Source organism: Brevibacillus sp. (genome assembly GCF_003521185.1).
GTDB lineage: Bacteria > Bacillota > Bacilli > Brevibacillales > Brevibacillaceae > Brevibacillus > Brevibacillus parabrevis.
In genome coordinates this window covers 11,317-33,131 of record NZ_DOTK01000094.1, presented here as the reverse complement: position 1 = coordinate 33,131, position 21,815 = coordinate 11,317, and the positions used below count along the sequence as shown (strand labels likewise).

24 protein-coding genes are annotated in these 21,815 nt (G+C 52.5%); 1 reads left to right on the top strand and 23 read right to left on the bottom strand.

From position 1 onward, the window contains the following. Positions 1 to 10: 10 nt before the first annotated feature. Both dapB and DEP07_RS27235 read right to left on the bottom strand, forming a co-directional pair. The gene (gene dapB / locus DEP07_RS27240; RefSeq protein ID WP_122963559.1) at positions 11 to 763 is read right to left on the bottom strand and encodes a 4-hydroxy-tetrahydrodipicolinate reductase; all 753 of its coding nucleotides are present in this window, start codon (positions 761 to 763) and stop codon (positions 11 to 13) included. Beyond that, positions 756 to 1,103, bottom strand: coding sequence for a nucleotide pyrophosphohydrolase (locus tag DEP07_RS27235; protein ID WP_122963560.1), 348 nt, complete (start codon positions 1,101 to 1,103; stop codon positions 756 to 758). Before DEP07_RS27235 ends, dapB begins: the two co-directional genes overlap by 8 nt. A gap of 231 nt (positions 1,104 to 1,334) precedes the next feature. On the opposite strand from DEP07_RS27235, the gene DEP07_RS27230 reads away from it, so the two are divergent. Then, a complete protein-coding gene (locus DEP07_RS27230; RefSeq protein WP_287103262.1) occupies positions 1,335 to 2,192 on the top strand; it encodes a YitT family protein in 858 nt (285 codons plus the stop codon). 69 nt (positions 2,193 to 2,261) lie between these two features. Here the strand turns inward: DEP07_RS27230 and DEP07_RS27225 are convergent, their stop codons facing one another. The 21 genes from DEP07_RS27225 to trpE all read right to left on the bottom strand — a co-directional run bounded on the left by DEP07_RS27225 (position 2,262) and on the right by trpE (position 21,625). Next, positions 2,262 to 3,077, bottom strand: coding sequence for a sporulation protein YpjB (locus DEP07_RS27225; RefSeq protein WP_122963561.1), 816 nt, complete (start codon positions 3,075 to 3,077; stop codon positions 2,262 to 2,264). 49 nt (positions 3,078 to 3,126) lie between these two features. Continuing rightward, positions 3,127 to 3,726, bottom strand: coding sequence for a DUF1405 domain-containing protein (locus tag DEP07_RS27220; RefSeq protein ID WP_217021773.1), 600 nt, complete (start codon positions 3,724 to 3,726; stop codon positions 3,127 to 3,129). Between the two features lie 75 nt (positions 3,727 to 3,801). Then, complete coding sequence (locus DEP07_RS27215) at positions 3,802 to 4,596, bottom strand: menaquinol-cytochrome c reductase cytochrome b/c subunit (RefSeq protein ID WP_122963562.1); 795 nt, start codon at positions 4,594 to 4,596, stop codon at positions 3,802 to 3,804. 29 nt (positions 4,597 to 4,625) lie between these two features. Next, positions 4,626 to 5,297, bottom strand: coding sequence for a menaquinol-cytochrome c reductase cytochrome b subunit (gene qcrB / locus DEP07_RS27210; protein WP_049740092.1), 672 nt, complete (start codon positions 5,295 to 5,297; stop codon positions 4,626 to 4,628). Position 5,298: 1 nt separating this feature from the next. Then, positions 5,299 to 5,817 (bottom strand): ubiquinol-cytochrome c reductase iron-sulfur subunit, encoded by a 519-nt coding sequence (locus DEP07_RS27205; RefSeq protein ID WP_063226971.1) that lies wholly within the window; start codon positions 5,815 to 5,817, stop codon positions 5,299 to 5,301. A 222-nt stretch (positions 5,818 to 6,039) separates the two neighbouring features. After that, positions 6,040 to 6,465 carry a DUF2487 family protein gene (locus DEP07_RS27200; RefSeq protein ID WP_242771736.1) on the bottom strand — a complete coding sequence of 142 codons (426 nt, stop codon included), beginning with the start codon at positions 6,463 to 6,465 and terminating at the stop codon, positions 6,040 to 6,042. Between the two features lie 88 nt (positions 6,466 to 6,553). Then, complete coding sequence (locus DEP07_RS27195) at positions 6,554 to 6,769, bottom strand: IDEAL domain-containing protein (RefSeq protein ID WP_063226969.1); 216 nt, start codon at positions 6,767 to 6,769, stop codon at positions 6,554 to 6,556. 9 nt (positions 6,770 to 6,778) lie between these two features. After that, positions 6,779 to 7,897, bottom strand: coding sequence for a hypothetical protein (locus tag DEP07_RS27190; RefSeq protein WP_122963564.1), 1,119 nt, complete (start codon positions 7,895 to 7,897; stop codon positions 6,779 to 6,781). Positions 7,898 to 8,026: 129 nt separating this feature from the next. Then, entirely contained in the window at positions 8,027 to 8,971 is a 945-nt protein-coding gene (locus DEP07_RS27185) for a tetratricopeptide repeat protein (protein ID WP_122963565.1), read from the bottom strand. A gap of 101 nt (positions 8,972 to 9,072) precedes the next feature. Continuing rightward, positions 9,073 to 9,723, bottom strand: a complete 651-nt coding sequence (locus DEP07_RS27180; RefSeq protein ID WP_122963566.1) for a zf-HC2 domain-containing protein — start codon at positions 9,721 to 9,723, stop codon at positions 9,073 to 9,075. Further along, positions 9,720 to 10,310, bottom strand: a complete 591-nt coding sequence (locus DEP07_RS27175; RefSeq protein WP_063226965.1) for an RNA polymerase sigma factor — start codon at positions 10,308 to 10,310, stop codon at positions 9,720 to 9,722. The genes DEP07_RS27180 and DEP07_RS27175 overlap by 4 nt, the downstream gene beginning before the upstream one ends. A 146-nt stretch (positions 10,311 to 10,456) precedes the next feature. Next, positions 10,457 to 11,578, bottom strand: coding sequence for an amidohydrolase family protein (locus DEP07_RS27170; protein ID WP_122963656.1), 1,122 nt, complete (start codon positions 11,576 to 11,578; stop codon positions 10,457 to 10,459). A 388-nt stretch (positions 11,579 to 11,966) separates the two neighbouring features. After that, a complete protein-coding gene (gene aroA, locus DEP07_RS27165) occupies positions 11,967 to 13,247 on the bottom strand; it encodes a 3-phosphoshikimate 1-carboxyvinyltransferase (RefSeq protein WP_122963567.1) in 1,281 nt (426 codons plus the stop codon). Positions 13,248 to 13,328: 81 nt separating this feature from the next. Beyond that, entirely contained in the window at positions 13,329 to 14,432 is a 1,104-nt protein-coding gene (locus DEP07_RS27160; RefSeq protein WP_122963657.1) for a prephenate dehydrogenase, read from the bottom strand. A 70-nt stretch (positions 14,433 to 14,502) separates the two neighbouring features. Continuing rightward, positions 14,503 to 15,597 (bottom strand): histidinol-phosphate transaminase, encoded by a 1,095-nt coding sequence (hisC, locus tag DEP07_RS27155; protein ID WP_122963568.1) that lies wholly within the window; start codon positions 15,595 to 15,597, stop codon positions 14,503 to 14,505. 29 nt (positions 15,598 to 15,626) lie between these two features. Then, entirely contained in the window at positions 15,627 to 16,445 is an 819-nt protein-coding gene (trpA, locus tag DEP07_RS27150) for a tryptophan synthase subunit alpha (RefSeq protein WP_122963569.1), read from the bottom strand. Next, the gene (trpB, locus tag DEP07_RS27145; protein WP_122963570.1) at positions 16,445 to 17,677 is read right to left on the bottom strand and encodes a tryptophan synthase subunit beta; all 1,233 of its coding nucleotides are present in this window, start codon (positions 17,675 to 17,677) and stop codon (positions 16,445 to 16,447) included. Before trpB ends, trpA begins: the two co-directional genes overlap by 1 nt. Then, entirely contained in the window at positions 17,637 to 18,308 is a 672-nt protein-coding gene (locus DEP07_RS27140) for a phosphoribosylanthranilate isomerase (protein ID WP_122963571.1), read from the bottom strand. Before DEP07_RS27140 ends, trpB begins: the two co-directional genes overlap by 41 nt. Continuing rightward, positions 18,305 to 19,102, bottom strand: coding sequence for an indole-3-glycerol phosphate synthase TrpC (trpC, locus tag DEP07_RS27135; RefSeq protein ID WP_122963572.1), 798 nt, complete (start codon positions 19,100 to 19,102; stop codon positions 18,305 to 18,307). The genes DEP07_RS27140 and trpC overlap by 4 nt, the downstream gene beginning before the upstream one ends. After that, complete coding sequence (trpD, locus tag DEP07_RS27130; RefSeq protein ID WP_122963573.1) at positions 19,092 to 20,117, bottom strand: anthranilate phosphoribosyltransferase; 1,026 nt, start codon at positions 20,115 to 20,117, stop codon at positions 19,092 to 19,094. The genes trpC and trpD overlap by 11 nt, the downstream gene beginning before the upstream one ends. After that, positions 20,111 to 21,625: an anthranilate synthase component I gene (trpE, locus tag DEP07_RS27125; protein ID WP_122963574.1), complete on the bottom strand. Its 1,515-nt coding sequence runs from the start codon at positions 21,623 to 21,625 to the stop codon at positions 20,111 to 20,113. The genes trpD and trpE overlap by 7 nt, the downstream gene beginning before the upstream one ends. Positions 21,626 to 21,815 lie beyond the last annotated feature (190 nt).

The following is a 21,815-nucleotide window of genomic DNA, read 5'->3' as shown; positions in this document are numbered from 1 at the left end:
AATCAAACGTTTAATCAATCAAATGTTCCAGCCCGTAAATCAAACCGTACATGCTCATCACAGCTTTGATCGCCAAGTTGACGCCTGGCATAAACGACTCGCGATTGATGGAATCGTGGCGAATCGACAACGTTTGCCCGGTCGCACCGAACAGCACTTCCTGGTGAGCAACCATTCCCGGCAAGCGGACGCTGTGAATGCGGAAACCTTCGTACTCGGCTCCCCGCGCACCCGGAATCGTCTCCACTTCTTCCGGGTGTCCCTGCTTCAGCTCCTGGCGCACAGCAGCGATCATTTCCGCCGTCTTTAGTGCTGTGCCGCTTGGCGCATCCAGCTTGCGGTCGTGGTGCAGTTCGATGATCTCCACATGCGGCATGTACTTCGCTGCCATCGCGGAAAATTTCATGCAAAGAATGGCCCCAATCGCAAAATTCGGAGCAATGATCGCCCCCAGACCCGCTTCTTTGTAACGATCGGTCATTTCCTGCAACTGCTCGGGAGTCAACCCGGTCGTCCCGATCACAGGTCGAACGCCGTGTGCCAAACACAGCTCCATGTTTTTGTACACGCTATGCGGTGTCGTAAAATCGACAAGCACGTCAGGCTGCATTTCTTCCATTTGTTTGGCAATTTGTTCCGCGTCAAGGCGCGTATCCAGATTGCCGGTATAGATCATCTGGTCGTCCTGCGCCAGCATTTTGACAACTTCCTGTCCCATGCGTCCGTTGGCGCCCGCCACCGCTACCCGTATTTGTTTATTCATGCGGATCGTTCTCCTCAATTCTTGTCCAGCGATCTTTATCGCGTGTGTTGAATTTGTGCATAATACGATCAAACGCTTCCTGCAAATCAATGCCAAGCGAGTTGGCGAAGCAGATCACAATAAACAGGACGTCGCCCAGTTCTTCTTCGACCGTTTTCTCGCCTTCGTCTTTCTTTTTGGGCTTTTCGCCGTAAAAATGATTGATCTCCCGTGCCAGTTCCCCGACTTCTTCCGTCATGCGAGCCAGCATGGACAGCGGTGAAAAATACCCTTCCTTGAATTGCGATATGTATTGGTCCACTTCCTGCTGGATTTCTTGCATCGTTTTTTGCCGTTCCATTCGCCCACTCCTTTGTTGTTTTCATCCTTCTCTCTTTCACCTATCGTACACAAAAAGGCTGCGTTTGCCAAATCTCAATACTTCCTCTTCCAACATATGGACAATCAAATAATCGGTCATTTATAATGGCTTTCGTATGACCCTCAGGCATCAAGGTTTTCGCTCGCACAACTGCACAACATGTCGGACAAAAAAGCATCCATTTCGGCTCCGGCAAAACAGGAGGACACTATGAACATCCGTTTAAAGAGCATCATCGCCATCATTATCGGTTCTGCCATCATGGGATTCGGCATTAACGCCTTTAACATCCCCAACCATCTTGCCGAGGGCGGTATCACGGGGATTAGCATTTTGATCAAGCTATTGTTCCCGGTCGTGGATCAAGGGATTGTCTTCTTCGTCTTGAACGTACCGCTGTTCTTGTTAGGTTGGAAAATTCTCGGCCGCACGTCTTTTTTCTACACGATTTTAGGAACGGTCGCCCTTTCCGTCTTTCTCTCCGTCTTTGACGGCGTCATGCCACTCGTGATGAAAGACCGACTGCTCGCTTCCCTGTACGCTGGTGTAGCTGTCGGCGTCGGTTTGGGCATTATTTTCCGCTATGGCGGAACGACTGGCGGAGTAGACATCATCGCCCGCTTGCTGCAAAAATACATGGGTGTCAGCATGGGTAGAACGCTGTTTTTCGGCGACATCCTCGTCATCGGCGCATCGCTCATCTACTTGAACCTGGAGAGCGCGATGTATACGCTCGTCGTCGTGTTTATCGCAGCGCGCGTGATCGACTTTTTCCAGGATGGGGCTTACGCCGGAAAAGCGCTGATCATCATTTCCAATCACGCCGAGCAAATCTCGAAGCAAATTCTCGATCTCGGCCGTGGCGTAACGCTTCTGGCGGGTAAAGGAGCTTACTCTGGGGAAGAAAAGAAAGTCATTTACGTCGTCGTCAGCCGCAACGAAGTCATGCGCTTTAAAAACATCGTGCAAGAGATCGATCCGCACGCTTTCGTGATCGTCAATGACGTGCACGAGGTGCTGGGCGAAGGCTTTACGCTTGATGAGAATAAAAAGCCGCTGCATGATTAAAGCTTCAAACGCAACAAAACCTTGCCTGAGCATAAGGGCAAGGTTTTTTGTGTACGCTTCCTTCCGTTTTCAGGTGGAGCGAATTTCGCCATCGTACTTTTTCCACGCCACATAAGCCAAAGCGGCAACGAGCGCAATCGCTATCGAGAGCAGCATCGTCATGGGCGAATCAGGCCGCATCATCAGGCGGGCAAAGGTGCTTTTCTCCTCGCCGACAAATGCCGTCTGAATGGAACCGTTCAAATCGCGCAAAGCTTCCCTGATGAGCTGCCAGTCCATTTGCGCGTTTCTCATCTCTTTGGAAATGACATCGTAAGCCGAGGAAATCGAAGCCAATTGCTCCTCCGGCAGCTGGATGCTCATGCCCGGTTTGATCGCCAAAAACAGCCGATAATTCTCGTCGAACTGCTCGCGAAATTGGGTGAAATTACGCTCTACCGCAGATTGCTGCAAGTTTTGCACTTGGGTGACAAGAGAGGGATAATAGCTGCGCCACATCGGCTGATGTTCATGCGTCAAAGCATCAATCGCTACCCGAACTTGCGTGGCGTGCCACAACAGCTGCTGCTCGCTCACGTTGGCCGAAGAAAAGCTTTTTTTCGCCGCCAAAATCGACTGCGTTACCGCGTTCAGGCTCTCGATTTTGAGCGGAGACGTCAAATGCTGGTTCGGGAACTTCTCCGCCAGTTGCACAATCCGCTCTTGTGCGCCTTCAATATCCCCTTTTTTTGCGTAATTCAAAAAATCATTGGCAATCTGATCCAGAGCCACTAATTGCTGTGCTTCGATCGGTTGATTCAGCTTGGAGTACAAACTGTGTATCGGCCAGGACAAAAACAATCCGATCGCCAAAAAGAACAGTAAAAACCGGATGTTTTTCTTCAACGCAAAAAACCTCCTTCCCCTAGTACAGCCTATGGAAAGGAGGACAAGATTAGACCTTGTTTATCGTGTGCTTGCTGTTTGCAATCCAAATAACCGATATGGATATCAGGCTGAGAAGCACAGTAAACAGCCCGACGAAACCATCGTACGGGTCAAGCACACTTGGCAGCCATGGGTGGATATCCATCACGTAATCCAAAAAGTCGTTGTTTAAAGTCCACAGCGCAGCGATCCCCACTGGCAGGATGCTCAATTTGTAAAAGCGTGCATACAGCACCGATTCAGCCGCCATTCCAGCATGTGAAATAATTAACATCACATCTGTCCAGCGTACTTCATTCCCCATCATCCAACCCGCCAAGATAATGCAAACGGCCCATACACCATACTTGAAATTCGTGATGCCTGCCAGTGCTTCCAGTACCGGGATGTGGCGACCCAACAAATAGGTAAGGATGACCAAAGTAAAAAGGCCACTACCTGTTGGGCTGTCTGGGACAAAAGGAGTCAAGTACGCTGGCGTTTCTGCCAGCTGGTTTTTATACCAGATGAATCCGTATATAGTTCCCAGCAGGTTTACGATAAACAGCGTCCATAGAAACCATCTTTTCCCCAAAGAATGCTTGAACCACTCCCATATCCAGATCATGTTTATCGTCTCCCGCTGTGTACGCCGCTAAAGAAAAAGCTGACCGCATCGTCAGCCAGCTTTTTCTCTATTAGCTTATTTCAAGGTTGCCATGTACTCGGCCAACTTCGTGATTTCCGCATCATCCTTGATCATGCCGCCTGGCATTGCAGGTGGCTTACCATTTTTGATGATATCGGCAATCTGCGTTGCATCGTATTTTTCACCGATCTTCTGGAGGTTTGGACCCATGCCGCCCTCCATGTTTTTGCCGTGGCAACCCATGCAGCTTGTTTGAGCTTTCCATACCGCATCTGCTGTAAAGCTGGTGTCAGCAGGTGCCGGAGCCGTTGCGTTGGAGCCATGACCAGCGCCACCAGAATCCTTGCTGGATGGATGGCTCAGGGAGTGCTCGTGATCCGCAGCCCACGTAAGGTAGAAAACGCCTACCAGAGCTGTCAGCATCAAACCAGTTGCTACCGGACGCTTGGAAGGACGGCGCTCTTTGCTGGTATCCAGCCAAGGAGCAAGCATCAGTCCGCCAAAGGCGATACCCGGAATAATGATCGTACCGAGGACTACCCAATCTCCCGCAGCCCAAGGGTATTTCAGCATTTGGTACAGGAACAGGAAGTACCAGTCTGGCAACGGAACGAATGACGTATCATTCGGGTTTGCCTTGTCAGTCAGCGGCGATGGATGAGAAACCGTCAGCACGAGGAAGCCGACCAAGCAAACAGCTGCCACCATCCACTCTTTCAGCAGGAAGTTCGGCCAGAACGGCTCATTTTTTCCCGGAAAGTCGGAGTAAGATGGAGAAATATTAGGGATACGCTTCGCCGATACTCGGGAATCTCCGACGAAGGTAGCATCTTTATCTTGTTTTGCCATGCTATTTCCTCCTTTTTATCGAAGACCCATTATAGTGGACCCGAGATACCTTGCGAACGGATCATAACAAAGTGAGCGCCCAACAGGCCGAGCAATGCGCCTGGCAGGAAGAATACGTGAATCGCGAAGAAGCGAGAAAGCGTTTGCGCACCTACGATGTCTCCACCTGTGAGCAACATTTTTACATACGGACCAATGAGCGGAACGGAGTTTGCAATCTCCAAACCTACTTTTGTCGCAAAGTATGCGGTGTTGTCCCATGGCAAGAGGTAGCCTGTGAAACCGAGGCCCAGCATGACGAAGAAGATCAGCATGCCCACAACCCAGTTCAGCTCGCGAGGCTTTTTGTATGCACCTGTAAAGAAAACACGCAAAGTATGTAGGAACATCATCACGATGACCAAGCTCGCGCCCCAGTGATGCATACCGCGTACGATTACCCCGAATGCAACTTCGTTCTGGAGGTATTTAACAGACTCGTAGGCGTTGATAATGTCTGGTACATAGTACATCGTCAAAAACATACCAGACAAGATTTGAATAACCGTAATAAAGAACGTTAGGCCCCCAAAGCAGTAAACGAAAGCAGAGAAATGGTGTGCCGGGTTCACGTGCTCAGGTACTTCGTGGTCGGCCAAGTCGCGCCACATCGGAGTGATATTCAGGCGCTCATCGACCCAATCATACATTTTTTGTAACATCTTAGCCGTTCACCCCCGGACGAGGATTTGCCTTTACCTTACCCAAATAAAGCTTGCCGTCTTTTACTTCTGTTTCGTACTCATCAAGAGATGCTGTCGGCGGTGTACCCAAGATGTGTTCACCGTTGATCGTGTAACGGCCCAAGTGGCATGGACAGAAATACTGATCTGGATGTTCCGGACTGGTATTCCAGTCAACGGTACAGCCCAAGTGCTTACAGATTGGGGACAGAGCAAGGATCTCACCCTTGTCGTTTTTGGTTACCCATGCAGACAACGTAGATTCGGATTCATACCAACCGTCCTTGGTATGTACCTTAAATTCAACGCGCTTAGGTACTGCGCTGAATTCATCTGGAGAACCAACTGCTACTTTATCTCCACCTGCATGTCCCTGCAGTAAAGGGTCAACCGCAAAGCGAATCATCGGGGTGATCATACCCGCAGCAAGGAACCCGCCAGTTCCCATCAGAGCGTAGTTCAAAAAAGTACGTCTGGAAATTTCGCGTTTGTCTCCCATCTCTTTTTTCCCTCCTTATCCTGTAAAATAGCGCTACGATGGCGTTTTCATACATATACACTAGGTCAATCCCAATCATAGCTAACGCCTATAAAGATGTCAAGAATGTCCAGCGGGCATGGTAGAAGCCAACCCCTGCCTGCTGATAGATTGTTGCCATTTTGTCAAAATTTGCTCCTTGTCCCTCCCGTTTTCCTGTAGTATTACCGGAAAACGCTTTCTCTATTGCGCCGTCTTTCGCTGCCACAGACGAATAATTTCCTGGACCAAAACATCCACAGTCACTTCAAAACGCAAGGCTGAGTCCAGATCTTCTTCTCCGACCGGAAGCATGAGACAGCCTTCCTGCCCCGGCTCGTCCAAGCGAATTTTGTCCTGCGAAAAATGCAATCCGACTGAAAAAGCGAAGTCTCGCGGCGTCTTCTGGCCTTGACTCGCTTCTGCAAACTGATAGCTGAGCGGAAACAGGAGAACTCGCCCCTTGAGCCGCTGTTCGATGCCTGCCGCTATATTCAGCAAATAGTTCATGCGCAGCACGTGTTCTTCTACCCCGATACCGTCCTTGTACAAATAAAGAGGGAGCAGCGCGGTATCCACATAGGGTCGCAGCTCCTCCCAATTTTCAAATTCGTTTACATTCCATTGCATAACGCCGTCTCCTCTTCTCGTGTAGATTCTGGAAACTAGCGTACCATGAATCGGCAAAGTCTCGCAACACAGCTTCCGGCCAAGGCAGCTACGCCTTTTCGTAAGCCATGATCTCTTTCAATTCGCCCGTCAGGCGGATGAACAGCTCTTTGTTTTTGGTAGCCAACGCCTCGTCAATTTCCTGGTACAGCGTCCGCTTGCGGTACTGCCGCATTTGCTCGTCGATTACCATCTCGGACAGCAACCCGGACACCATTTGATTGTTCGTTCCGTACGCGTTGGAATAGAAATTTGGCCACTCCATACCCATCCCTCACTTCAATAAAATAGTCGTTTCCGTAAAGCCGTTGTATTTTCGAAGCCAAGTCTGGCTCGCATAGGTGGCAGTGTACAACCACTGTTCATGCTCGTCTTGGCCGACTCGAAGCAATCCGAGATGCACCATCATTTTGCAGACTCGATTGATCAAAATATCTGCGGGTGCATCGTAGTAAAACTCTTTGATCCAGGGAACCAGCGTATGCAGCAGCGATTCCTGCCGCACCCAGCCGCCAGAGGCGATGAGCGGAATCAACTGGACAAGCATCGGCAAATTCGGGATCGCCCGCTTGTACAATCGCATCCAGAAGCGGATCACATCATGGTAAAGCTGATCGGAATACGGCTGTTCCAACCGCTCCCGTCCCGCCTCGGTAATGCCTACTCTCCCCTCCGCCTCCTCCATCCATTTGTTGTAGTAGCAGAAGTCGTAAAGCAAAGAGAAGCGATCCGGGTATACATCGAAGTGCAGCCCGTATCCAAAGCGCCATTTTTGCGGCAAAAGCGGCTCTTCCTTCACGTACAAAAATTGAAACAACTGCTGCTGATGCCGTTTATACATGCCTCCCTCAGCCGTAAGCGGTACAGGCTCCTGCTGAAGGAATTGTAAAAATTGCATGATATCGTCGCAAAGAGCCGTTCCTTCGTCCCTGTACGCCTGCGGCCCCGGGATCACCAGATCGTTCTCCTCGCGCCACTGATCGAGCCAGGCTTGTATGAAAGGTTCTCGGATGTCCAACGGGATTTGATACTGCCCGACCGTTTTGCTTTTGGCAGGAAATATCCAGCCTCTTTTCATCGCCGCCGCGACAAATTGCCTTGCCGAATCCTGCTTTTTTTCTTTCGCTGCCAAAAGAGCCACGCCCGCTTTGGCGAGCAAATCCTCCAGCGACATGACGGTTCGCTTGTCGAGCAAAAGCTGCAGCAAAAAGTGTATTTCGGCTTGAGACAACTGCGCTACTTCCTGAGAGATTGTCAACCGGTGACGCAGACTGGACAAGAGAGAGGTGATCAATTCGTTTTTGGAATGAGGGTTGCATTCGCATCCGTAGTGGTTGGCAATCTGATGGAGCTGCCGGATATCGGTGTAGACCAAGATCTCAGCCAAGTTCATCTGTGCATCCCTTCTTTGCGATGGCTTTCTTGTATCCCTCATTCTTGCCAATAAGCGGAAAAATAAACAGGAAGCCACATGAGTGACTTCCTGTTCGTCGATTTTTTTATGCACTGAAGCTTTTTTTGCTTACTCTTCTTCTGTTTCGTGATCCCACTGATCGTGCAATTGCTGGTATTCTTTCGCTTCGTCGTATCGTCCCGCTTGCGTCAACAGCGCAATCAGTCGGCGAATTTGATCGAGGTCAAAGCCGGACAGCGTCACGTATTGCTTCAAGGCGTCGATAGCTTGCTCGGTTTTGCCCAGCGACAAGTAAATGTCTGCCGCCAGCGGGTACGAAGCCACGTACTCTTCGTCAATGGCTTGCAGCGTGGTTACCAGCTCCACCGCTTCCTCCAGTCGTCCCACGTGGAAAGCCATCAGTGTCGCTCCATACAGCACTTCCGGCGAGCGATCGAGCACAAGCGCCTGGCGGAATACTTGATACGCCTGCTCGAACTGCCCGTTTTGCGCCAACGAGCGTCCTTTGGTCAAGAGCAGCTCCAGACTTTCACTGCCCGCCTGCTCCAGAAGCTGCATCGCGACTTCATCTTCCCCGATGCGGAAATACAGGTTGCCGAGCGCAGCCAAAATGTCCTGATTGTCAGGCTCTTTTTGTCTGGCCTGCTCCAAATATTTGACAGCCACCTCGTCCAAATCTTGCAGCGCGTACAAATCTGCCAATAGCAAATCGAGCTGAATGCTGTCATAGCCCGATTCTTTGCACTCGTAGAGCAGATGCTGCGCCGTTTCAAAATCACTGGAATCAAGCGCGATTTCGGCAAGCAGCAATTGGCACTCTCTGCGCAAGGAAGGGTCCAGCTGCGGATTGTTTTCCAGAACCTCCGACAACAGTTTGCCTGCCACGTCCAAATGGCCCAGACGGTACCACACTTCCGCCAAATACATCATGACATCAGGCAAGTCAGCCCCGTGCTCCTGCACTTTTTGCAAGGCTGTCAAACCCAGTTCCACTTCGTCGTTCTCAATTCGCTTAATTGCCTCATCTATGACATACAGCCATTTTTTTGGCATCGTGCTCACCTCATATGTATTATGCTTAGGCCGTATTCTGGATGAATAGCCACAAAAGACCGTCCTAAGACGGTCTTTTCATTTCTCTTGATCATATACCATTATGCACGTGTAAGCCAGCTCATTGTCAATACGGTCATCAAAATCCCGAACACACTGAGCACAATCGGGTAGTTCGGCTTCGCTGAATCCGTTGCTGCCGGTTTTCCATCCAGCGGAACGATCGAGGCGGTCGCACTAGCCAGTGCATCACTTTGCGAAGTGAGCGGCTGTGCTTCTACCACGTATGTACCATCGTCTGTCTGCATGGAAGAGGAGATGACTTGCGCTTTTGGCGTGTTCATCGCCATCACTTCCCCGTTGATCACGAGGGAATTGGCTTGCTCGGTGGAAGTGGAATTGACATATAAAGTAAAAGTAAACAACAATAGCAACAAAACGGCTACACTTGCTCCCATGCGTCTCATTCTGGCTGTTACACTGAAAATTTTTCTGCCAATCGGGATCGCCCATTGCTCCTCGGACAAAATCCGGGCCATGACAGCATCAACAATGGAACGGGAAGGCGTAACGGAATGGTACTCTTCCTTGTCCATTTCCATCCACTCCCCGCTGTCCGACCAGATTTCATAGTCGGCACGACAGGCATAACACGATGCCATATGGTGATCAACACGGCGTTGGGTCACCTCTGACAACAGATTTTCGGCGTATTCAGGCAGAATTTCCTGAACTTCTTCACATTTCATCATCGATTCATCCCTTCAGCTTCATCCAATTGAGGGTCCAGGATGTAGGTTTCCAGCTGGCCTTTTATACTTTGGCGTGCCCGAAACAGCAAGGATTTCACGGAGCTGACGGTCAAATCGAGAATCGTGGCGATCTCTGTGTAATCCATTTGTTCGTACTCTCGCAAAATCAAGGCTGAGCGCTGCTTCTCCGGCAAGTTGTTAATAGCCAGTCTGACCATGCTCTCCCGCTCGTTGCGCAACAAAACCTGCTCGGGCAAAGTTTTGGGAGATGCCATCGGCACTTGCAGTGTATCATCGAGATACACGTCGGAGTTGCGGCTTTTGCGCAATTCGCTGAGTACAGAGTTACGGGCAATCGTATAGAGCCAAGTAGAGAAGGTTGCTTCTACATCACGGAAAGAATGAATGCTCTTATACGCCTTGTAAAACGTCTCCTGACAAATATCCTCAGCAATATGCTCCAGATGTGCCTGACGCAAAAGATGAGTGACAAATGAGAGGATCTTTTTTTCATATCGACGAATCAGTTCAGCATAGCATTCCAGATTACCTTCTTTAATTTCTCGGATAAGCTGGGAATCGGTCATGATCAGGATTACCTCCTTGCGATTCCGATCCCTCAGCGGCCTTTGTAACATTAGACTGCTGGGGATGTAAAAAGTTGCGCGACCTTACGATTCTTTTTCTCGTCAGACTGCGGGAATCCTTCACGAAAAAACCCCCATTTTTGGGGTTAAATGACATATGCGTAGGGCTTTGTGTCGAAAAGGCGTCTGCCCATCCCAACAGACGAGCTAAACTGCGCGTTTCGATACAACCATTTACCGTTCGACATAACAGATGTTGGAAGATGCATTTCGCTAAAATTGAGAATAGTGGAAAGATCATACTTTGTCAACCAGTTTTCCTTTTTCAGGAAGACAATATCAGCGTCTGCCCCTGGTGTCAAGCTCCCTTTTTGCGGATAAAGCCCGACTGCCTTGGCAACGTTTGTCGAAGCAAGTCTGACGAGTAGACAAAGCAACCTTTCCGGCGAATACCATCTCCGGCGATAATCAATGCGAACATCGTGAAGGGGAGCAGCGACTTGCCAACTGTCGTAAAAGTGCTGGTGCATGTGGCGAATGGCCCGGTCTGTCACTTCTGTTGGCAAACGAAAAATGTGCAAAAACGGATCGTGTTCTCTTGTTTCAAAGGCCACTGACGGATCAGCGATGACGGTACGCACCTTCCAGTATTTAGTAGCGTCCAGCCAAAGCTGCCGAATTTGATCACGCTGTTCTTTTTTTACGGACGCATCATTTTGTATGTGCAAATGCAGAATCGTTTGTTTAGACGTATGAAGTTGCAAAAGCGTTTCCCATTTTATTGTGGAAATTTCTTCTGGGCTGCGAACCGATACGTGAAAGGCCGCCAAGCCATGTTCACCGTATCTCGCCACCGTTTTCGCCTGTAGCTGGTCAGCCCCGATCCCGACATGCCAGACGTAATCCAGCGGACTGTTGAAATGGCGGGTTTGCTGGTATTCCATCTGCGGCTTGCTCATCCAGCTTTCGTGCAAAAACACGTCGGCGAAACTGGTGCAGCCGCTCCTGACAAATCCCTGCATCACTTCTATGTATGTGTGCCTATCTTTTATTTTATATAAAGATTGTGTCGGCAGTGCGACAAAGCCAGGCAAAAGATACATATCGGACGCGTCTACTTCGGCAAAAGCAGTCTCGCCTGTCGTCTTGGGCAAGGTGTCTTTGGCGATGCGGACGATCTTTCCTTCGTGCACCCACAAATCCGCTTCCTTGATTCCGTATGCAGTAACAACGGCTCCCCCTCGAATGACCATTCCTTGCTCCGACATGCTTGTCCCCTCCCGACCCTCGCATCGCACTGCGATTTGTACGAGCATATGCGCGGAAAAGGGAAAAAATGCAAAACGGCCATGGCCGTTTTGTTGACCGCAAGCGGTCACATCCCGTTTCATGAAAAACGTCTCGACGTTTTTCACAAAAAAAAGACCGCCGTTGATTGTAAGCGCATTCAAACGGCGGTAGCACATGTGTGCTTTTATAATATTGGATAGGAGTGGAGAGAAACCATACTGTATTTTTATAATAAACGGAATGTAAGCGCTTGTCAAATCATTTTTGCTAAAAAACGTCAGAGCAGTTCCTCCTCTTCTAGGCCCAATTGCTCATACAGAAAGGAGCCTGCTGTCTCGTCAACAGCAGGCTCTCTCTCCCGTTCCCTTATTGGCTGATGTTTTTCAGCAGTTCTTCAAAGCCCGGGAACGATACATTGATCGCTTCCTCGTTCTCAATCCCCGTCTCTCCTGTCGCAGCAAGACCAGCAATCGCCATCGCCATGCCGATACGGTGATCGCCCATGCTGTCGATCACCGCCCCTGTCAAGGCTGTCTGTCCTTCGATGATCATTCCGTCGTCCGTCGGCGTGACCCGGCCTCCGAATTTGGACAGCTGGCTCACGACCGTAGCGATCCGGTCGGTTTCTTTTACTTTCAGTTCTTCTGCATCACGAATGACCGTCTGTCCGATTGCCTGCGTAGCCATGACGGCAATGACCGGAATCTCGTCAATCAGTCGCGGAATGATATCCCCGCTGATTTCGATCCCGTGCAGCTGCGAATGGGTCACGAGCAGGTCGGCGACCGGCTCTTCGTTGACAATTCGCTCGTTTTGCAGCTCCAGGCTTCCGCCCATCGCTTTCACCACGTCGATGATGCCTGTACGGCTCGGGTTGATCCCGACATTTTCAATCAAAAGCGAACTGCCTGGCACTACCATGACCGCCGCGATCAAAAAGGCCGCAGAGGAAATGTCGCCCGGGACGGAAATAGCTCGTCCGGTCAGCTTTTGGCCGCCCTCTACAGACACCGTCAGCCCATCGCGAACGACAGAAACGCCAAACGCTTGCATCATCCGCTCCGTATGGTCACGGGACAAGTGCGGTTCGGTTACGCTGGTCACGCCTTCTGCTTGCAAGCCGGCGAGCAAAATCGCCGATTTGACTTGCGCGCTCGCGACCGGAGACTGGTACGCCATGCTTTGCAGCTTGCCGCCGCGAATGGACAAAGGGGTAAACTCCCCGTCTTTTCTGCCGTCAATTTTTGCCCCCATCTGGCGCAGCGGTCCGATGACACGGCGCATCGGTCTTTTGGCAATCGACTCGTCGCCTTCCATGACCGTATGAAACGGCTGTGTCGCCAAAATGCCGGACATCAGGCGAATCGTGGTACCGGAGTTGCCTACATCCAGATGCTGCATCGGCTCTTGCAAGCCGTACCAGCCTTTGCCTTGTACCGTTACTTTGTCACCCTGCTGCTCGATCTCGATGCCCATGCGGCGGAAGCAACTGATCGTACTGAGGCAATCCGCGCCAGGCAGGAAGCCTTCGATCGTCGTAACGCCTTCTGCCAAGGCTCCGAACATGACCGCACGGTGCGAAATGGATTTATCTCCCGGAACACGTACGGTTCCTGCTATTTTCTTTGCTGGACGAACTCGAAGCACAGTGCCACTCCCCTTTTTCTCTTCACCCGTTAGTCATACTGTGAAGCGTCTTCGTTGTAAAGCGTGTTTGCGCGACCAGGCTCATGTACGCCTGTATACATTGTAATCGAAAAAGCGGAGAAGTTCCTCCCCCTTTTCCATCTCCTCCTGGGAATGGAAGGTGATGCGCAGCGCACCGTATATATCTTCACGCGTCTCCCTGATTTGCAGGTTGGTGATGTTGATTTGCTTCGCACCGAGCAACGTCGTAATGCGCCCGATCTCCCCTGGATGGTCAGGAATGTCGATATACAAATCGTTCAAAGGCGGCAAAGCTCCTGTTTTGCGCTCAGGCAAACCGTCGCGGAAGTCGCGGGCTGTCTGGAAGAACCGCTCGATTCCATCCGGGTCGCCTTCTTCCACAAGCTCGACGACATCTTCCAAAGCTTTTGCCCAGTCTTTGGCGATCTTCACAATATGCTCGCGGTTTTGCAGCAATACGTCGCGCCACATGCGCGGATTGCTCGAAGCAATGCGGGTAATGTCACGGAAGCCGCCTGCGGCCAGACGCGCATGCCACGCGTTCTCTTCGTCGTATCCGGCGACCAGGTTGACCAGAGCAGATGCCAGGACATGCGGGAAATGGCTGACTGCTCCCACTACCTGATCGTGGGAATCCGCGTCCATCTGTACTACTTTTGCCCGCGTGAGGGAGAGAAGCTCGGTTAGACGCTCCACTTTTTCTGCTGCCGTGCCAGGGGCTGGCGTCAAAACGTAGTAGGCATTTTCCAACAGTCTGTCCGAAGCCGCCTCCACGCCTGATTTGTGCGATCCGGCCATCGGATGCCCGCCGATAAACGTCACATGCGGCGGAATGACTTCTACCGCCTGTCTGACAATGCCTGACTTGGTGCTCCCCACGTCTGTGACGATGACGTCTGGTTGCAGCTCCATGTCTTGCAACAAGCGCAGTGTAGCTACGATTTGCTCGACGGGGGCTGCGAGGAAAATGACATTGGCTTCGCGGACAGCCGTTTGCAAATCAGTCGTTCCAGCGTGAATCACTCCAAGTGTCAACGCTTTATCTAATGGTTCTTGTCGTACATCGTAACCGACAACACGGATATTGGGGTCACGTCGCATGGACAAAGCGATCGAACCGCCAATCAATCCGACACCGATTACAGTGATGGTTACTTTTTTCATCTCCACTTCCTGTCCTTCCTCATATGCGCGTAGACAAAGATGCCGGGGAACGCCCGGCATCTCGTGTCCGTTATTTCAATGCGCCAGTTACGATTTCTTTTAGCACAGACAAAATCTTTTCGTTCTGTTCTTTTGTTCCCACTGTAATCCGTTGATATCCAGGGAAGCCGAGCGCATTGCCCGAGCGAACGATGATTCCGTTCATCAAGAGCTTTTTGAATACTTCATCGGAATCCATTTTCAGGTCTACCAAAATGAAGTTGGTTTGCGTCGGGAAGTAGGAAAGTCCCCAATCGTCGAATGCGTCAGTCAATTGCTTCAAGCCTTCGCGGTTGCGGTCGCGGCAAGAGATGACAAACTCCTGATCGTGCAGGGCCGCGCGTGCTGCCACCTGACCAAGCGCTCCGGTATTGAACGGCTCGCGGACGTGCTCCAGAGCGGACACAAGCTCTTCGGAGGCGATGCCGTAGCCGATGCGCAGCGTTGCCAAGCCGTAAATCTTGGAGAACGTGCGCAAAATGATCAGGTTCGGATACTGGGACAGCATCGGAACGGTTTGCGGATACGCGGAATCAACGACATACTCGTAATAAGCCTCATCCATGACGACGAGAACGCTGCTCGGCACTTTTTGCAGGAACGCTTCCAGCTCTGTCGCCGTAACGATCGTGCCGGAAGGGTTGTTCGGATTACATACCCAGACGACTTTCGTCTGCTCGTTGATGGCAGCCGCCATCGCTTCCAGATCGTGCACGCCATCCTTGAGCGGAACCTCGATCAGCTCTGCCCCTTCGATAATCGCATTGGAGCGATATTGGGAGAACGTCGGCGTAGCCATGACGGTGTTCGTGCCTTCGCTCAGGAAAGCGCGAGAGATCATCAACAAGATTTCATCGGAACCATTTCCGAAGATCAGTTGACTAGGCTTCACACCGAGGGCATCTGCCAAGTCCCAGCGCAGGTTGAGGCTTGCGCCGTCCGGATAAAGAGCGAGATTGTCCAGTTGTTCCGCAATAGCTGCCTTTGCCTTTGGCGAGCAGCCATAAGGATTCTCGTTGGACGCCAGCTTGATCACTTCTGTCAAACCAAACTCCCGTTTGACGTCTTCAATGGGTTTCCCTGGCTGATATACCGGGGCATTGAGTATGCGTTGCTTCGGTTGCATCCACGTTCACTCCAGTCACATTTTTCCCACTATTGTAGCGCACTCGCCAACTGATGTACAAACGTTTTTATTTTTTCAACAGCATCTGGCATTCGTGCCGGATCTTTCAGTTCGTTCTCGTAGTTTTCAATCTGCTGCACAATCGCACTGCCCACGATTACCCCGTCCGCATGAGGAGCCACGGCCCGCACCTGCTCTGGTGTAGAAATGCCGAATCCGACAGCAGTCGGCGCACTCGTACTCGCCTTCACCCGTTGCAAAAAGTCTGCCAGATCCTCGCGCAAATCCGTCCTCGCCCCTGTCACGCCGAGCGACGAGACGCAATACAAAAAGCCTGTCGCCTGTTCGCCAATCGTTTGGATGCGCGCTTCGGAAGTCGGCGCGACCAGCGAAATGACATGAAGGCCGTTTTGCTTCGCCGCCGCAACGCAAGGGCCGTTTTCTTCAATCGGCAAATCGGGAATGACGACGCCATCTGCCCCGTGTGCCGCCATTTCCGCAAAAAACCGCTCGACTCCATATTGCAGCACCGGGTTGAAGTAGGAGAACAACACGATGCCCGCTTCTACTTTCGACTGGCGCAAACGGCTCACCAGTTGCAAAGCGTCTGCAATCGACACGCCGTTTTCCAGTGCGCGCTGGGAAGCTCGCTGAATGGTAGGGCCGTCTGCCAGCGGGTCAGAGTAAGGTATGCCCAGCTCAATCACATCGGCTCCGGCCTCCGCCATGGCGGTCACAAGCTGAAAAGTCGCTTCGATAGTTGGATCGCCCACCGTAATGAACGGGATAAAACGCTTGCGGCTGCGATCCGCAAACAAACGGTCGATTCGATTGGTAGCTGCCGTCATTACGCCTCGCCTCCTTCTGTCCGTTCTGCCAACGCTTCCTGAATGGTCAACACGTCTTTGTCTCCGCGCCCCGACAGGCAAATGACCAGCACTTGCTCAGGAGACATTTGCGGAGCGCGCTTGATCACTTCCGCAATCGCATGAGCGCTCTCCAGCGCGGGGATGATGCCTTCCGTCCGGCACAAAAGCTCGACTGCCGCCAGCGCCTCCGCATCTGTGACAGACGTATACGTCACTCTGTCCGTATCTTTCAAATACGCATGCTCGGGACCGACACCCGGATAATCCAGCCCGGCGGAGATGGAATGCGCTTCTTGCACCTGTCCATGCTCATCTTGCAGCAAGTAGGTAAGCGAGCCGTGAATCACTCCTGGACGTCCAAGCGTCAAGGTTGCCGCGTGTTTGTCCGTATCGATTCCTTTTCCCGCCGCTTCCACGCCGCGCAGCGCAACAGACTCATCCTGGATGAACGGATAGAACATGCCGATCGCATTGCTTCCGCCTCCTACGCACGCGACCACTTCGTCAGGCAATTTGCCGAGCTGTTCCAACACTTGACGCCGGGTTTCCTCTCCGATGATTTTCTGGAACTCGCGGACCATGTACGGATAAGGATGCGGGCCGACGACCGATCCGATGACGTAAAACGTTTCCTCTACGTGAGAAACCCAGTGGCGAATCGCTTCATTCGTCGCGTCTTTGAGTGTGCGCGAACCTGATACCGCCGGAATGACTTCCGCTCCGAGCAAGTTCATGCGAAACACGTTCAGCGACTGACGGCGAATGTCTTCCTCGCCCATGAATACTTTGCAGGAAAGCCCCAGCTTCGCTGCTACGGTAGCGCTCGCGACACCGTGCTGGCCCGCTCCTGTTTCCGCGATAATCGATTTTTTGCCCATCCGTTTTGCCAAAAGGGCTTGACCGAGCGCGTTGTTCAGTTTGTGCGCCCCGGTATGGTTGAGGTCTTCGCGCTTGAGGTAGATTTGCGCCCCGCCAAGCTCTTGCGTCAACCGTTCAGCGTACGTCAACGGCGTAGGACGCCCAGCGTATTTGCTCAGCAGCTCATTCAGCTCTGCTACGAACTGTGGATCACGTCGCGCTTCCTCAAAAGCAGTCTCCAGCTCGTACAAAGCGTTCATCAACGTTTCCGGGACGAATTTCCCTCCAAACGCTCCAAAACGTCCATTTTCGTCAGGCACGACCCGCGCGGTTGTCTGTGTATTGCTTGGCATGCGCCTTCACCCTCTCCACCAGTTTTTTTATCTTTTCTCCGTCTTTCTCTCCATCCGTTTCCACTCCGCTGGACACATCGATCACAGGGGCCTGATACGTTTCGAGCAGCTCTCCGACATTTTCGGCGTGAATGCCGCCCGCGATGATGCAATCAGCCGCTTGGCACGCAGCCTTCAACAGAGGAATCTGCTCCCACGAAAACTTTTTCCCGGTTCCCCCGGCTTGGGCAGGGTCATACGTATCGAACAAAAAGGCGCTTACGATCCCTTGATACGCTCCAATCGCCCGGGCTGCATCCTCTTCGCCGCCGACAGCCAGCGCTTTCCACACTTCCACGGAAAAACGTTCCCGCACTTGACGGCAAAATTCCGGCGTCTCCTGCCCGTGCAGCTGCACGGCAGCGAGCGGCACTTCCTGCAACACCTCCGCCAACTCGTCCAGCGTCGGGTTGACGAACACGCCTACCGCTGGCGGATGAGCCGGGACGGCTGCAAGCAGCTCTCCAGCCGTCCGTGCGTCGATCCTGCGCTTGCTCGAGGCAAAAACCAGGCCCACGTAGTCGACATCCAGCTCTTTCAAAAGCGCAAGCGTTTCCGGGCGTTTGATCCCGCAAATTTTTAATCGGGTCACAAACTCACCCCCGCTTTCGCTCCAACCAGCTCGATCACCGCTTGCGCTACGTCTGGCTGACGCATGAAATGCTCTCCCACCAAAACGGCGCGCGCACCTGCTCTCCTTACCTTCTCGACATCCTCCGCTTTGGAAATGCCGCTTTCGCTCACGACTGTCAACGAAGCAGGCAGTCCGCCAATCAGTTCGTCTGTCACAGCGAGATTCGTCTCGAATGTGCGCAAATTCCGGTTGTTGATTCCGAGCAGCTTCGGTTCGATCGCCCGGAATACGCGGTCGCATTCCGGCTTGTCATGCACTTCGACAAGTACGTCCATCCCCAGCTCTTCTGCGGTTTGATACAAATGCCGCAGTTGCTCGTGATCGAGAATCGCCGCGATGAGCAAAATGCAATCCGCGCCCGCTGCCCGCGCTTCCACGACCTGGATGTCCTCGATGAGAAAATCTTTGCGCAGGAGCGGACGGTTTACCACTTCGCGGATGCCTTGCAAATAAGCCAAACTTCCTTGGAAAAATGTCTCGTCGGTCAAGACGGACAAGCATTCCGCTTCGGCAGCTTGATACGCCTGCGCGATTTGCAGCGGATCAAAATCCGGGCGAATCAGCCCTTTGGACGGAGACGCCTTCTTCACTTCTGCGATGACGCTGACTGGACGGGAACTTTGCACAAGCGCTTGATGGAAGCCGCGCGGACGATCCTGGTTTTTCGCTTGCTCAAGCAAGTTTGCGATCGTCGTCACTTGTTTCAGGTGAGCAATTTCTCCGCGTTTCTTTTCCACAATGTTAAGAAGCATGAATCATTCCTCCTGCAATTTGCCGGATGTGCTCCAGCTTGCGCATGACCAGTCCGTCGTCGATCAGCTCTGCCGCCCGAATCACTCCTGCCTCAATGGAACGCACGCGATCAGACAAGTAGAGGATCGCTCCTGCATTCAACAGCACGATGTCGCGTGCCGCACCGCGCTTGCCAGCGAATACATCGCGAATGATCTCGGCATTTTCGCTCGAATCCCCGCCGCGCAGCGCCTCTTTGTCATGTCGGCGCAATCCGAACTGCTTGGGATCGATCTCGTACGTGCGAATCTGGCCATCTCGCAGTTCAGCGATCTGGCTCGTTCCCGTCACGGTCAGCTCATCGAGTCCGTCCGAGCCTGCCACAACCAGCGCCCGCTCTACGTGCAGCTCTCGCAGTACAGCCGCAACCGTCGGGAGCAGCTTCGCATCGTAGACGCCCATGAGTTGGTGACTGGCGTTTGCCGGGTTGGTCAGAGGGCCGAGCAAATTAAACACGGTGCGTACAGCCAGCTCCTTGCGCGGTCCGGCTGCATGCTTCATCGCCTGATGGTACAGCGGGGCAAACAGGAAGCACAGATTGGTAGCACGCAAGCAATCCGCAGCCTCTTTTGGCGACAGGTTGACTGGGACTCCCAGCGCTTCCAGCACATCCGCACTGCCGCTCTTGCTCGATACGGCACGATTGCCGTGCTTGGCGATCCGCACGCCGTCGCTTGCCGCCACAATCGCACTCGCCGTCGAGATGTTGAACGTGTTGCTGCCGTCTCCTCCGGTGCCGCACGTATCGACCAAACCGGGATGATCGATCGGAAAACGCATCGCTCGTGCCCGCATCGCCTGGGCAAACCCGATAATTTCCTCAACCTGCTCTCCCTTGAGCCGCATGCTGGCCAAAAAGGCGCCGATCTGGGCAGGAGTCGCTTTGCCGTCCATGATCTCTCCCATTGCTTCCTCAGCGATTGCTCGTGTCAAATCGCTTCCTTGCAAAATTTGTTCCAGTGCATAGGTCAGCATAGCAATTCCTCCTTGCGCGCAAATAGCTGTTCTGCTTTTTCCAGAGCCGAAATCATCGCGGCCGCCTTGTTTACCGTTTCCTGATATTCGCTTGCCGGAATGGAATCCGCCACGATGCCTGCGCCAGCCTGCACATGCGCGTATCCATCCTGGAAGAACAAAGTGCGAATCGTAATGCAGCTGTCGAGCGAGCCGTCAAAGGAAATGTAGCCGATCGCTCCCGCATACAAATGGCGCTCATCCTGTTCCAGCTCGGCTATGATTTCCATCGCCCGCAGCTTCGGCGAGCCTGAGACAGTTCCCGCAGGAAAGGCGCTCAACAGGGCGTCAAACGCGTGCAGTCCCTCGCGCAGCTTGCCTGTCACATGCGATACCATGTGCATCACATGCGAGTAATTTTCGATGACGAGCGCCTCCTCCACTTGCACGCTTCCGTACGCGGAGACTTTGCCGACGTCATTTCGGCCCAAATCGAGCAGCATGTAATGTTCGGCCCGCTCTTTTTTGTCTGCCAAAAGGTCTGCGGCCAGCTCCTCGTCCTCTTGCGGTGTCGCGCCTCTTTTTCTCGTCCCGGCAATCGGGCGCATCTCGACTTTTTCATCCTCCACCCGCACGAGCAGCTCAGGAGATGTTCCGACCACCGTCTCGCCTGCGTATTCGAGGTAGTACATGTACGGAGAAGGATTCAGCGTACGCAGCAGCCGGTACACGGCAAACGGGTCGACATCGGTCTTCACGGAAAAGCGTTGGGAGAGCACGACCTGAAAAATGTCTCCTGCGGCGATGTACTCTTTCGCCTGTTCGACCATGCGCTCGTATTGCTCGCGGCTCATGTTTGGCTCGACCTGCAGCGGTTTGGGCGAATCGACTGCCACTTGAATCCGGCTGTCCTGTTCCAACGGAGCGGTGACTTTTTCCGCCAATTGCTCCAGCCGTTCGCAGACTAGCCTGTATTTTTCGTCAATAATGGCTGGCGAATCTCCTGGCTCGACGTGCAAATTCACGATCAACTGAATTTCTTGTTTCAGGTGATCGAACGCGATCATCTCGTCGACGAACAGAAAACGCATGTCAGGAGCTTGAACCGCTTCCTTGCGATGGGCCGGGAGGTTTTCAAAATAGCGCAGCGTATTGTAGCCAAAAAAGCCGACCGCTCCGCCGCTAAGCCGGGGAAAGCCCGGCAGCTTGGGGCTTTTGAAGCGATCTGTCTCCTCGCGCAAAAAGTCGACGGGGTTGCCTGTCATCGCTTTGCGCTCACCGCTTCTCGACACAACGGAGATGTCTGCTCCTTTTGCTTCCACGATCTGAAAAGGGTTCATCCCGATGAAGGAAAAGCGTGCCCAGCGCGCGCCGCCTTCTACGCTTTCCAGCAAAAACGAATCGCTGGTGCGAATCTTCTGATACAAACGGATAGGAGTCTCCTGATCAGCCAGAAGTTTCAAGCTCACAGGAATCAGGGAATACGACGCCGAAAGGGTCTTGACCTCGGCAAGGGAGGGAAAATACATGGAACTCTCATCTCCTTTTTAGTGGGAGCGAAAAGGACGAAGACACCCGTCTTTTCACCACCCGCTGTCTAGAGCGAGAGGTAGGGGGAGAAAAAAATATACAAAAAAATCCAGCAAAAAGAACTGGATCGGGTAGATAAATATGTACCCAGCCTGCTCTTCTCTCCTCAACCTAACTCATCTCTACTCT

What these genes read in the sequence shown, in the direction of transcription:
- dapB (WP_122963559.1), bottom strand. Translation starts at nt 763, where the DNA reads ATGAATAAACAAATACGGGTAGCGGTGGCGGGCGCCAACGGACGCATG.
- DEP07_RS27235 (WP_122963560.1), bottom strand. Translation starts at nt 1,103, where the DNA reads ATGGAACGGCAAAAAACGATGCAAGAAATCCAGCAGGAAGTGGACCAA.
- DEP07_RS27230 (WP_287103262.1), top strand. Translation starts at nt 1,335, where the DNA reads ATGAACATCCGTTTAAAGAGCATCATCGCCATCATTATCGGTTCTGCC.
- DEP07_RS27220 (WP_217021773.1), bottom strand. Translation starts at nt 3,726, where the DNA reads ATGATCTGGATATGGGAGTGGTTCAAGCATTCTTTGGGGAAAAGATGG.
- DEP07_RS27215 (WP_122963562.1), bottom strand. Translation starts at nt 4,596, where the DNA reads ATGGCAAAACAAGATAAAGATGCTACCTTCGTCGGAGATTCCCGAGTA.
- qcrB (WP_049740092.1), bottom strand. Translation starts at nt 5,297, where the DNA reads ATGTTACAAAAAATGTATGATTGGGTCGATGAGCGCCTGAATATCACT.
- DEP07_RS27205 (WP_063226971.1), bottom strand. Translation starts at nt 5,817, where the DNA reads ATGGGAGACAAACGCGAAATTTCCAGACGTACTTTTTTGAACTACGCT.
- DEP07_RS27200 (WP_242771736.1), bottom strand. Translation starts at nt 6,465, where the DNA reads ATGCAATGGAATGTAAACGAATTTGAAAATTGGGAGGAGCTGCGACCC.
- DEP07_RS27195 (WP_063226969.1), bottom strand. Translation starts at nt 6,769, where the DNA reads ATGGAGTGGCCAAATTTCTATTCCAACGCGTACGGAACGAACAATCAA.
- DEP07_RS27190 (WP_122963564.1), bottom strand. Translation starts at nt 7,897, where the DNA reads ATGAACTTGGCTGAGATCTTGGTCTACACCGATATCCGGCAGCTCCAT.
- DEP07_RS27185 (WP_122963565.1), bottom strand. Translation starts at nt 8,971, where the DNA reads ATGCCAAAAAAATGGCTGTATGTCATAGATGAGGCAATTAAGCGAATT.
- DEP07_RS27180 (WP_122963566.1), bottom strand. Translation starts at nt 9,723, where the DNA reads ATGATGAAATGTGAAGAAGTTCAGGAAATTCTGCCTGAATACGCCGAA.
- DEP07_RS27175 (WP_063226965.1), bottom strand. Translation starts at nt 10,310, where the DNA reads ATGACCGATTCCCAGCTTATCCGAGAAATTAAAGAAGGTAATCTGGAA.
- DEP07_RS27170 (WP_122963656.1), bottom strand. Translation starts at nt 11,578, where the DNA reads ATGTCGGAGCAAGGAATGGTCATTCGAGGGGGAGCCGTTGTTACTGCA.
- DEP07_RS27160 (WP_122963657.1), bottom strand. Translation starts at nt 14,432, where the DNA reads ATGAAAAAAGTAACCATCACTGTAATCGGTGTCGGATTGATTGGCGGT.
- hisC (WP_122963568.1), bottom strand. Translation starts at nt 15,597, where the DNA reads ATGCAACCGAAGCAACGCATACTCAATGCCCCGGTATATCAGCCAGGG.
- trpA (WP_122963569.1), bottom strand. Translation starts at nt 16,445, where the DNA reads ATGACGGCAGCTACCAATCGAATCGACCGTTTGTTTGCGGATCGCAGC.
- trpB (WP_122963570.1), bottom strand. Translation starts at nt 17,677, where the DNA reads ATGCCAAGCAATACACAGACAACCGCGCGGGTCGTGCCTGACGAAAAT.
- trpC (WP_122963572.1), bottom strand. Translation starts at nt 19,102, where the DNA reads ATGCTTCTTAACATTGTGGAAAAGAAACGCGGAGAAATTGCTCACCTG.
- trpD (WP_122963573.1), bottom strand. Translation starts at nt 20,117, where the DNA reads ATGCTGACCTATGCACTGGAACAAATTTTGCAAGGAAGCGATTTGACA.
- trpE (WP_122963574.1), bottom strand. Translation starts at nt 21,625, where the DNA reads ATGTATTTTCCCTCCCTTGCCGAGGTCAAGACCCTTTCGGCGTCGTAT.